Source organism: Novipirellula artificiosorum (assembly GCF_007860135.1).
Lineage (GTDB): Bacteria > Planctomycetota > Planctomycetia > Pirellulales > Pirellulaceae > Novipirellula_A > Novipirellula_A artificiosorum.
Map to the genome: position 1 here is coordinate 323,835 of NZ_SJPV01000009.1, position 12,061 is coordinate 335,895.

The window sequence follows — 12,061 nt, forward strand, 5'->3', positions numbered from 1 at the left end:
AATCCTCGCACACTTGTGGACTGTCTGGCAGTCGTGTTAAGCCGTTTTTATGTGACTGGCATTTTGGCTGATCACCTGTCTAGGGCACTGGTAAGATTCCGCAAGTCGGAGGGTTGACTCACAAAGACCACCGTTCTGGGCTCAAGACCCCACGCCGAACCGTCTGACGGCCAACGGTGACGAGAGGCGCGGAATGAAATGGGCCTCGATGTTTCCGCTCGATACGCAAAGGCACACAGAAGGGCACAAACATTGCCTTCGCAAACAATCTTGCTAAATTGTGTTCTTTCGTGATCCTGAATTCCTACTCAGCTGCGCCGATCTACTGATCAGGTAACGTTTGACGTTTCAAGTCAAACCAACGCATCCATTTCCCCAAGGATCGAAGGGCCCATCAGGCGATGAAGCTTTCACCCATCTCTCCGCTTATCCTTATTCTTCTGTTCGCCAACGTCGGAAACACGCTCGCTGCCGAACGGCCGAATATCTTGTTTCTGTTCTCGGACGATCACGCGGTCAAGGCGATTTCGGCATACGGCGGGGCACTCGCTCCGATCGCGCCGACTCCGAACATTGATCGCATTGCCAACGAAGGCGCGGTATTTCGCAATTCGTTCTGCGCTAATTCGATCTGCGGGCCGTCGCGAGCTACCATTCTGACCGGTAAGCATAGTCATGTTAACGGTTTCATGCGGAACGGAAACAACTTCGACGCGACACAGTGGACTGTCGCCAAAGCACTGCAAAGCAGCGGCTACACGACCGCCGTGATCGGTAAGTGGCATCTGAATTCCAACCCGGTTGGCTTCGATCACTGGGAAGTGCTGCCGGGTCAGGGAAACTACTACAACCCCGACTTCCTTCAAATGAATGGCGATCGAAAGCGGATCGAAGGCTATGCAACCGACGTGACCACGGACAAAGCCGTCGCCTGGTTGGAATCGCGAGACACTTCAAAACCGTTCTTCCTGATGTGCCAGCACAAGGCTCCTCATCGCACATTTTCGCCCGCGCTGAGGCACCTCGGCGCTTTCGACGACGTAGAAATCCCGGAGCCGGATTCTCTGTTTGACGACTATTCGAAGAGGTCCGATTTGCTGGCGAAGAACGAAATGGAAATCGATCGCCATTTCGACTGGGCGTACGATGCAAAGGTTCGCAAAGACGAACGAGGCGACGTGAAGCTGCCGGCTCCGGACCGCTACGGGACTCCCGAATACAACCGCATGACGCCCATGCAACGCAAGGAATGGGATGCATACTTCGGCCCGAGGAATCAGTCGTTCCTTGCTGACTTCAAGGCAGGGAAGCTCGAGCACCACGACATCGTCCGCTGGAAGTATCGTCGCTACATGAGGAACTACCTCAGCACGGTCAAAGCCGTCGACGAAAGCGTCGGCCGCATGCTGAAGTACCTGGATGACAATGGCCTGGCCGAGAATACGATCGTGATCTATTCGTCCGACCAGGGTTTCTTTCTAGGCGAACATGGCTGGTACGATAAACGCTGGATGTTTGAAGAATCGTTTCGCATGCCATTTATCATCCGCTGGCCCGGCATGGTCAAAGCGGGCTCAAAACCCGAAGAACTCATTCAAAACATCGACTATGCTCCGACGTTCTTGGAAGCAGCCAAGTTGAAAATACCGTCCGCCGTGCAGGGCCGTTCGCTCGTCCCGTTGCTCAAGGGCAACAACAGCAACTGGCGAGATTCACTATACTATGCCTATTACGAGCTAGGCGAACACGCCGTGCCGCAGCACTTCGGGGTGCGAACCGATCGCCACAAGTTGATGTACTTTCCGCAAAGCGACGAGTGGAATCTATTCGACCTGCAGACCGACCCGCAAGAGATGCAAAGCGTTCACTCGGACCCTGCCTACGAACGAACGCGTGAAGCCTTGACCGCCGAATACCATCGCCTTCGCGAAAAGTATGACGCGCCGGAATATGAAAAGCGTTGACGGCTTGCGACAACCGACTCGAGGTCTGAGTCGGCACCCTTCCGACGATCTGTGAACTATTCGCACGGCCAATCGTCTGTGCGAAACGACGATGGTGTCCCCGTCGATTACAGCGTTGGCTGTAACGAAGTCTCGATCCTCGGCGGCGATCGTAAAGTGAGTCGGTGACATGCCGTCTCGCGTTGCCAGTCCGCTGCCAAGTTCTGTGAAGTACAGCCGAATGCTTGCTCCGTCGACTTCGTGGTATTGGAAAAGCGGGCCGGAATCCACGATATGCTTGCGACCGTAGTCACGTGACAATGCCAAGCCGGCAAGCCGTTCGCCGACGGGCTTCTTCTGTTTCGGGTGGATATTGGTTGGGTCGCCAATATCCATGGTGACCACCATGCCAGTGTTCGGTTCGGACAAGGCCATCATCTGAACTTCCCGAAGAAACGCGGCGCTGACCGGTTCCTGCTTGTAGGCGAACGGGGCAATCTGCACGAAGTAGAAGGGGAAATTTCCGGCTCATCCGACGGAAGCGCGCGGAACCCAGACTCGAGGTTTTTTGGAGGTATGGCTCCGGTGTCCAATGATCTCTTAGAAAAGAGTCCCCTACGGACGGTCGTCCGCCGGGAACCGGTAGCACCCTTGGCGCACCGTCGACCGGGATATCCCTTGTCAAGTTGCACCTCTGCAGAGCTCGACTCCGTTTCTCCCGGCAACTGCACGATAACAAGTGAAAATGGCTCCTACAAGCAATGATTTGCGGAACGTCGCAAAAGCGAATCCGCGGGTACTTTGCTTTGACAACATCCTCTTTGAAATGCTCGACACCGAGGAGGGGAACACCAGCCCCAGCAGCAAAGCTGCAAGAGGAAATCGAGTCTTTGGAGACGGGCAATCTATCCTCGTGTGGCACGGCCTTAAGCGAGGCGATCTGCCGCTCAGGTTATGTAAGCACACTCCCATTGGTCGTTGTAGTTTTGTCGTCATAACATCAAATTAAGTGATCATTGAGATAGGAAGGTCGGCGCAAGGCGAGTCGAACTCTACAAGCGTATTCGATGAATCGGCCGCTCGACTGGTAAAAATGCACGCAGCTTGACATCGACTACACGGATGGTCACGGAGCGGTGTGACCTTTGAAACCAATGCTCGGATCTAAGACCCCGCCCGACGTTGGAGCCGAGTGTGCCTCGGCGGCTTGAGATTTCATCGTCTCCAACACGTCGGGAAAGCGCGTGGCAACGTTGTTCCTCTCTTCGAGATCTTTGTTCAAATCGTACAGCTCAAACGGAGCTGATTGACTCGGTCGGACTGCTTTCCAATGGCCCATCCGAACCGCCACGCTTTTACGGTCTTCCCAGTACAGGTACGAATGCTCCTGCTGCTCGTGGCCGACGACGGCTTCGCCCAACAAGGTCGGCAGAATCGAAATTCCGTCGGCGTTTTTGTCAAGCGGAGCGTCAACCAGCTCGGACAAAGTGGCCAGGATATCCGGAAAGTAACCGAGATGGTTCGATATTGAACCCGGAGCAATTTGACCTGGCCAGCGGACGATGAACGGAATCCGCAGCCCGCCTTCATAGAACGATCCCTTGCCTGCTCGGAATCGCTCGCCCGTTTTTGGGTTAAGGTTGGGCCCCAAAAAACCGTGAGGGTATCGTTCATTCTGAAAGTAGGCTTGCCCGCCGTTGTCCCCACAGACAAAGACGATTGTCTTTCGATCGAGATCAAGTTCACGCAGCAGTTGGAAGATCTCGCCAACTTGACGATCAACCATCTCCACCATGGCTGCATAGGTCTGAGCGTCCAGCTCGCCACGTTGGTTTGTCGCATCCCACGCCTTGTCGCGGTACTTGACGAAAGCGGGATCGTCCTTGGGCATTCCCCAATGACCGTGAGGTGCTGTCCATGGCATGTAAGCAAAGAAGGGTCGCTGGGCATTCTCTCGGATGAAGTCCAATCCCGCCTTGTGAATGAGCTGGTCCGCAAACACATCGCCGACATACGGATCACCTGTGTTCCCCTGTAGCGGAATCTTGACGCTGTTGCGCAGTAGATAACGCGGGTAATGGACGTGGGCGTGAACTTGGTGGTAGTAGCCAAAGAAGGTGTCAAAGCCGTGATTCTCAGGAACACCCGTCGTTCCCGCGTCACCGAGTCCCCATTTGCCGAAGCCGCCCGTAGCATAGCCTCGCTCATGCAGCATGTCCGCGATGGTGCGATCTTCCGCACGCAGAGCCGCCCCTCCGCTATTGAGCCTCACGGTCGTGTGCCCCGTATGTTGCCCGGTCATCAGCGTGCTGCGGGTCGGAGCACAAACGCTTCCGCCGGCCAAGAATTGGGTGAACCGCATTCCCTCGCGGGCCATGTGATCGATATTTGGCGTCTGCAAAATCGGATGCCCCATTCCCGACGATTCAAAGTAGCCCCATTCATCCATCATGATGTAAACGATATTGGGCTTGTCGATTGATTCAGCTTTGATGGTCGTCGGTGACCCGATTGTCAGCAGGAGCCAGAGCCCAAGCGTGCCGACCCATCGTAGGAGCAACCGCATCATTTTTCCTTTTATTTTGGATAGGGAAGATCGTCTCAGCGAATGCTCTGGGGATTCCACGGGAACGGGATTCGAGCGGTAATCAGTCGTCACGGAAGTAGCCGATGATGCCCACGCCCCTGCCATCCTTCCCATGAATCGGTAGCTTTGTCGTCAAGCACCAAACAGGTTCGATTGACCGACCAACAAAGACACATTGTATCTTCTGCCATAGCATGTGCGGCAAAAGCCCAGCACGCATCAACCCAAGTCATTCACAAACAAATGTAGCAAGAAGAAACCCACCACGCGATCTGTTACGTCGAGGGTGCGATCCAACGACTTTCCAAAAACGACCAGGAACACGCGATCGGTGAAGCACAAGGTTCCTGGCAAAAACAACAGAAAAATAGCCGCCTCCCTTTTCTACACATTGACATGCACGTTCCTTACGTATACCTTTAGGTGCAGCATGTCGGTTTTCTCTTTTACCGCATGGGTGGCCATGCCGGGGAAGCCGATTTCTGCGACATTTTTTTAGGTGATCACGATGGAAACGATCTGTTTTGCGGATACGGCGGTTGGCGAACTTGTCCGTCAGCGACCTCAGCGATCGCGGGTTTTTGAGCAGTTTGGAGTCGACTATTGCTGCGGCGGCAAGGTCTCGTTGCGCCAGGCTTGTGAAAAAAAGAACGTCAATCTGGATGAGGTTTGCGAGAACCTGAAGACCTGTGATCAAGCTCCCGATCGTAGCGAAGGTCTTGTCGATGCGGACTTGATGACATTGACAGAATTGGCCAACCATATCGAAAGCACGCACCACGCCTATTTAAAAGAAGAGATTCCACGTTTGGAATGGATGACCGAAAAAGTCGCGCGTGTGCATGGTGAAAAGGACGAGCGATTGCATGCATTACGCAAAGCGTTCACTGCGTTTCGTGCGGAGGTTGAGCCGCATCTGATGAAGGAAGAACGAATCTTGTTTCCAATCGTTCGGCAACTCGAAGCCGCTGATGGGCCACAGGAATTCCATTGCGGCAGTGTTGCGAATCCCATTCGCCAAATGGAGCTCGAGCACGATCATGCCGGTGATGAACTGGCGACCATGCATGAAGCGACGGACGGGTTTGTCCCGCCGGAGTGGGCTTGCAACACGTATCGTGCGTTGTTGAGCAGTCTCGCGGAACTTGAACAAGACATGCACCAACACATTCACAAAGAAAACAACGTGCTATTTCCAAAAGCGATCCAGCTTGAATCACAACGTGGATAGTCGTGATGGAACATAAGCCTAAGGAACATGGTGCGTACGCTATTTTGATCATACCGATCCTGACGTCACTTGCAGCGGGCGGCGTGAGCTGGGTGGGCGTTTGTGTTGCGGCGGCCTCGGTCGCTGGTTTTCTGGCGCACGAGCCACTATTGGTGATGATCGGTCATCGCGGACCGCGAGCGAAACGTTCCGCGACGACCGCGACTCGCTATTTGGTGGCGTTAACAACGATCTGCTTAGCCAGCGGAGTTGCTGCAATGCTTTTCGGCAATGTCGCGGTTCGTGTTGCACTGATTGGGTGCGGAATTCTCGCGACGCTCAGTTTTGGAATCGCGTTTGCCGGTAAGCATCGAACGGCACTCGGACAAACCGCTGGCGTGATCGGACTTTCAGCCCCTTGCGTTCCTATCTTGCTTGCCGCGGGGATAGGGACGGGTGATGCTCTGAAAACATGGGTGGTGTGGTTGCTGGGATTCGCCGCGACCACGCTGGCGGTTCGCAGTGTGCTCGCATACCAAAAGCATAAGAATCGGATTCTGCATTGGAGCGGACTGACCACGATCTCTGTCTTTCCACTCTTGATTGTTGTGTGGTGGATTGAAGCAACCGATTGGATCTTGCCAGTGATCCCAATGATCTTGGCGAGTTGGTATCTGATGATTCAGCCTCCGCCGGCGAAACGACTAAAGCAAATCGGTTGGAGCCTCGTCGCGGCTACCGTTGTAACAGCAATCTCGGTCGTTGCCGTTGCCCCGTAACCCTCGTTCGAGTCTCACTGGACAGCAATCTCAAACTACAAATCAAGACAACAACAAATGCAATACAAGAAGTTCTGGATCGGTTTTTGGACTGTGATCGTCGTATCGTTCATGGTCCTTGGTTACTACGGAACCGAACTCTATCGACTCGCACCGGTTAGCGATTGCAGTTCGACAAGTTCCAATTGGAACAGCCTATTGGTCTTCTCTCCCGACTTGACGGATGGTGTATACTTGCGCATTCACGAAACAGCTGTCACCATTTCCACAATTTGCTCTTTACCAAATGATTCACCAGAAGACCTCGCAGAACGCGATCGCCGCGATGAGCCGCTTGGCGGAATTGTATGCAGTGCGTCCCACCTGCACTTTGTCGTCGCGAGAAATCGCTGAAAGCCGGAACTTGCCGACGCCAATCGTTGCAAAGATCCTGACCATTCTTTCACGTGCCGGCTACGTTACCGGATCACCCGGCCCCGGCGGCGGTTACCGACTTGCCAAAAAACCCTCTTTGATCACCTTAAAAGAAGTGATGATCCTGTTCGAGCGTGAATCCGAATCCATGTGTCCATTCGGCCCCGGTTGGTGCGGCAACCAAGAACCCTGTCCGCTACACGAAACGATTGCCGATATGGAGAAACGCGCACAAAAATTTCTGACGAAGACGACCTTCGCTGCATTCGTCAAAGGTGAGCCAAGCGTGCCGATTACCGGTTGCAAATAGCAGGCTGTTTTACGTCTTGCCCTATCGACTTATCGGTTCTTGTTTGAATCAGAAGCGTGGAGCGTCCTAACGTGATTCAGACAACCTTAGTGGTGACAGTAAGCGGCATAGCAAGTGAACAAAAGCATTGAGTTGCGAAGTCCACTCGTCTGCATCTACCTCAAGAATATCCAGCAATTTCCTCGTAAATCACATCTTCAAGCGGTTGCGGTCCTCCGTCGCAGTCCTTCTTTTCTGCTTTTTTCTATTTTTCATGAGGCAACTTGGTCCAAAAAATCGCATTGAATACCGAGGTGACTTCATCCTGGTTCACAGCAGCAATGCTGTGCGGTGTCGAGAAATCGACCAACCAACCTTGCGGAGAGAAAAATGCAAAACGATGCCCATACCGATCGTCTTCACTCACTCGACGCACTTCGTGCCTGGGCAATGCTGTTGGGGATTGTACTTCACGCCGCGTGGTTTATGTCGACTCGGTACTTTGGGACTCCGATCACCGACGCCGATGGCAGCTATTTCTATGAGTATGTGCTCTACTTCATCCACATCTTTCGACTGCAAGCCTTTTTCTTGATGGCCGGCCTGTTCGCTCATTTGGTGTTTTCTCGGCGGGGAACTTGGCGATTCATCTGGCACCGAATTTCTAGGATTGCAATTCCGCTACTGATTGGCTGGTTGCTGCTCTATCCCGTCATGATGCTACAGTACGCTTGGGGTGGCATCGAGTCAGGCCGAATTCTCACGGATCAAGGCCTCGGGGCGACCACGCTGCAAGAATTGGTCAGCTCGCTTCAAATGAATGCATCTGCCTTCATCCACCTCTGGTTTCTTTACGATCTGCTCGTCATTTACGCGATAACGCTGATCGTCGTGCTGCTGATGCACAAAGTGATCGATCGATCGGGACGGATTCGTCGTCAAATCAGCCGGGGGTTTCGCTGGTTGTTACAGTCCTGGTGGAGCATCGTGTTGCTATCCATTCCTTCGGCGATTTTTCTTTACTTCGAAGATTGGTGGTGGGGACTTGGTGCCTATCCAATCAACTTCATTCCCGACTGGCCTGGTTTGATGGGGTATTGCCTGTTCTTTGCCGCCGGTTGGTTGCTGTACTCGCAACTCAACTTGCTGAGCGACATCAGCAGAAACTGGCGTCGTAAGCTGGGCTTGGGAGTGGCACTTTCGATTCCCTTGTTTGTCGTCTCAACGGTACTCGACTATTCGGTCACGCCCACCTATCCACTGTTGGACTCGAACAGTTTTGTCAGAGACCACCGAGACTTGTTAGCCGCCGCCGATCGTCACGTTGCTGAACCAAACGGCGCTGACCAACTCTTGAATCCTAGCCGAATGATTGTCGATGCGTTGTCGCCAGAGTATCTAGCCTTGCTGGAGAACCACGATCAACTGACACCGGATCAGAAAGTAGGCTTGGCCACAGAGATCAACGACGCTGTCCTTTCGAGCGAATCGCTGGCAGCACCCGAGAATTGGACGACGGCGAAGCTGCCAAAGGAAGTAGCAGAGATGCTGGCAGACGATTCGAATCGCAGTGATCCAGCCAAACTACAACTGCTAAATAAGAAACTCCTCGAGGCAACTCTGCCCGGCATGTTCTTGACCGATTTTAAGGATCGCCCCAGAGTCAGGATTTACAAAGCCGTTTTTAGTGCTGGATACGCACTGGCGATGTGGTTGCTCGTGTTTGGCGCGATCGGTCTCTTCACTCACTATTTTAGTCATCCTAGCCCCGTCTCGCGCTACATCGCCGATTCGGCCTATTGGATCTATCTCGTGCATCTGCCAATTTTGTTTCAGATCGAAGTGTTGGTCGCACCCTATCAATGGGGCCTCTTTGGCATTCCCAAATTCCTTTTCTATACCGCAGTGACAACGGTGCTCTGCTTTGCTTCCTACCACTATTTGGTTCGATCCAGCCTTATCGGCCGAGTACTCAACGGGCGAACGTACCCGTTTAAGCCACTGATCAAACCGCGGATCGTCTCGATGCCTGGTGATGTTCTCGCGAACGAAGCTTTCGACGTCGAGCAAACCAACCCCGTTCCTGGCCAAGAAATCCCCTGATCTGAATCGCAGTTTAGCTGAGTCGGCTGACCGTGGCTGGTTGAAGCTGGAATTAGAAAAAGATCCGTAATTTTCAGAATTTGATCGGAGAAATTTGGGACCTGCGTCGCATTGACTATTGGCAGTCAACCAACTGACAACAAGGAGCCACCATGAACCGTCCGATGCCAGGCGAAGACGAGATCTTCCGAATTGCCCGCGCCATTGCCGATCCCGATGCTCGAGCTGAGTATCTAAAATCCTCGTGCGGCGACGACACTCCATTGCACGAACGAGTGCAGGCAATGCTGAAGATCGAGCTTGAGAACGATAGTTTTCTGGAGGGACTTCCCCCGGGGTTGACCGCAACCTCAGCGCTGCCGCTCAGCGAGGAGTCAGGAGACACGATCGGTCACTATAAGCTACTGCAAAAGATCGGATCGGGTACGAACAAGCGGAAATGGTTACCGGGCGATCACGCGATTTCGACGACGTTGGAATCCATTGAACAGGGTGCGAAAATCAAAAGTTCCGCGATCAGCGGGTGGGACGCCAAACGAAACCAGTTAGTGGAGCGATGGTATTCGTCCGACGGATTGTCGTCCACGATACGCTACCCACTTGACCAAATCAAAGCGAAGACTTGGAAAGGAAATTTTACCGTGACTTTCGGTGATGGAACGGAGTTTGACGGCGATTGTTTGCTTGAAAAAAACGACGACGGTTTCATCTGGACCGCGAAGTTCATGAAAGACGGCAAGGAACAAGTACGAAAGAGTATTGCCCGCCGAATCAGATAGCCTGCGGCTTCGCCGCCTGTTTTAGGTCAATCGATTTTCAACATCCGATTTGGCTTGGACGGCTCCCTTTGCTGCAAGGAGCGAATTGACGGTTTGCTCAATACGACCAGTCGCAAGTCGGCTGGTGGTCGCTTTTGGCACATCCTGATTTCATTCAAACATCTCGCTGGCTTCCGCTTGGATCACTTTGGCAACGGCGCAGCATATCCAGTGATCGGGCATCCAGTCGTGAAGTGGCTCGCCGTAAAAGTCACTCAGCTTTTCATTGACGATTTTCGAGCCTTCACCGAACGCCCTGTTCGCCTCGTCCATCCGATTCACTTTTTTTGCGGCCATCGAACGGAATAGGAAGACCATCGCTTCCTGAAGGGGATCACCACCTTCGAATCCTGCGTCGATGCATTCTTCGTATTTGCCCGATCGATACAACGCCATCATCTTTGCAAGTTTCATTTTGTTGTTATCGGATTTCTCAAGTGCCTCGGTAGCGAGCTCGTTGATCAACTCAACCTCGATTCCAGCATCCTCCGCAAGGCAACATAAGGTAACCAGTCTCGTCTGCGACCACATTTCGAGATCTCGGGTCTCTTTCCATGTCTGCTTACAGGTCTCCTTGAACGCATCCGCGTCGCCATGGATCAGTTGCGCAGCCCCCAGACCCCAAGAATCATACTGGCCCCCGGGATGGTCGGCCAAGTAACGTTTCATTTGCTCGGCAACTCGATCCCATTTACCTTCCGCGGCTAATTTGCGGGCGACGTGTGTTTTGGGGCCGAGCAGTTTTTCGAGCTGTTCACCAAGTTCAGAGCCTCGCGCTCGCAACGAGACGACTTTGCCTGCTTGGTCGACAAGAAACACCGTGGGTATCGCGTGGATACCATATTTAACTGCCATCGGATGCTTCCATCCGACATCATCTTGAAAGAGATTCACCCAGGGAATCTCTTGTTTCTCAATGTATCCCTGAAGCGCCTCCTTCTTTGAATCGAGACTGATCCCAACAACCTCAAAACCCAAGTCATGGTACAGCTCGTAGTGTTTACGAACGTTGGGTGTTTCCGCGATGCAGGGACCACACCAGGTCGCCCAAAAGTCGACGAGGACCACTTTGCCGCGATACGATGCCCAATCAAATTCGGTACCATCGTGCAGGGTTCCTTCCAGTTCCAGCTCGTTGCCCAGCAATTCCAATCGGCGTACGGTTCCCTCGAACGCTTCGGCATACTGCTTTGCTAAAGGATCGTCCGCATTCTTTAGTAGGTCAGCAAACGCTCGGTTCGCTTCCAAAGAGAGTTCGTTCTCGGCATAACGATTCAGATAGCTGATCAACCTATTGACGTTCGTGAGATCGCTACGCTCAATCCCTCGATCCGAAGCGATCATCAGTTGCCGTTTTACGAGCTTGAAGGTGTGACGTTGCTGCTCGGGATTCGCGTTGCTGAGTCCACGAATCCGCGCGGCCAAGCACACATTTGCGATGGTAGTAAATTGCTCGTCCGTCAACTTGTCAGCTTCTGCTAGAAGCTGATTGGCCGCCTTCTCTCGAGCCGCCATAATCGTGCTCATGGCCAACTGGTAGTCGCCGGTGATCTGCTCCTGCAACCGGTTCATCTCCTCGAAGTACTCCAACACGTCAGCGATCTCTCCTTCGGGATCGTCGATCTGACCGATATCAAACATTGACTCCCGCTTTGTCTTGGTTTCGTCGCTCACACCTTGAGCCAAGACCGGCAGACACGCCAGTGAAATCAGAATTCCAGCAAACACTCGTTCAGCGATCATGGTAACCTCCAGTTAAATTGACAGCGCGAAGTAGACCTATTTCCTATTGCCTCGTTAACAAAATTGGTGGGCCAAGTCATGCTCCGGAAGTTTCCCGAGTTCATGGTATAGCACAGTTTCATAGACTTCGTCGGTTTTGAAGCCGTACGATTTTCTCAATGCCACTTTTGCTTTC

At 53.0% G+C, this 12,061-nt stretch carries 8 protein-coding genes; 6 read left to right on the plus strand and 2 right to left on the minus strand.

Annotation, left to right across the window (positions count from 1 at the left end; genetic code table 11):
* The first annotated feature begins 401 nt into the window (after positions 1-401).
* Positions 402-1,964, plus strand: a complete 1,563-nt coding sequence (locus tag Poly41_RS23235; protein ID WP_146529388.1) for a sulfatase family protein — start codon at positions 402-404, stop codon at positions 1,962-1,964.
* Positions 1,965-3,069: 1,105 nt separating this feature from the next.
* Here the strand turns inward: Poly41_RS23235 and Poly41_RS23245 are convergent.
* On the minus strand, positions 3,070-4,512 hold the full coding sequence (locus tag Poly41_RS23245; protein ID WP_231615871.1) for an arylsulfatase: 1,443 nt from the start codon (positions 4,510-4,512) through the stop codon (positions 3,070-3,072).
* A 526-nt stretch (positions 4,513-5,038) separates the two neighbouring features.
* Between Poly41_RS23245 and ric the strand changes: the two genes are divergently transcribed.
* From ric to Poly41_RS23270, 5 genes are all read left to right on the plus strand, one after another.
* Complete coding sequence (gene ric, locus Poly41_RS23250) at positions 5,039-5,761, plus strand: iron-sulfur cluster repair di-iron protein (protein WP_146529390.1); 723 nt, start codon at positions 5,039-5,041, stop codon at positions 5,759-5,761.
* Positions 5,762-5,766: 5 nt separating this feature from the next.
* Positions 5,767-6,519: a YwiC-like family protein gene (locus Poly41_RS23255; RefSeq protein WP_146529393.1), complete on the plus strand. Its 753-nt coding sequence runs from the start codon at positions 5,767-5,769 to the stop codon at positions 6,517-6,519.
* Positions 6,520-6,805: 286 nt separating this feature from the next.
* Entirely contained in the window at positions 6,806-7,243 is a 438-nt protein-coding gene (locus tag Poly41_RS23260; protein ID WP_197231553.1) for an RrF2 family transcriptional regulator, read from the plus strand.
* 369 nt (positions 7,244-7,612) lie between these two features.
* A complete protein-coding gene (locus Poly41_RS23265; RefSeq protein WP_146529397.1) occupies positions 7,613-9,325 on the plus strand; it encodes an acyltransferase family protein in 1,713 nt (570 codons plus the stop codon).
* 152 nt (positions 9,326-9,477) lie between these two features.
* Positions 9,478-10,104, plus strand: coding sequence for a hypothetical protein (locus Poly41_RS23270; RefSeq protein ID WP_146529399.1), 627 nt, complete (start codon positions 9,478-9,480; stop codon positions 10,102-10,104).
* 150 nt (positions 10,105-10,254) lie between these two features.
* On the opposite strand, the gene Poly41_RS23275 is transcribed toward Poly41_RS23270, so the two are convergent.
* Positions 10,255-11,886, minus strand: coding sequence for a TlpA family protein disulfide reductase (locus Poly41_RS23275; RefSeq protein WP_146529401.1), 1,632 nt, complete (start codon positions 11,884-11,886; stop codon positions 10,255-10,257).
* Positions 11,887-12,061 lie beyond the last annotated feature (175 nt).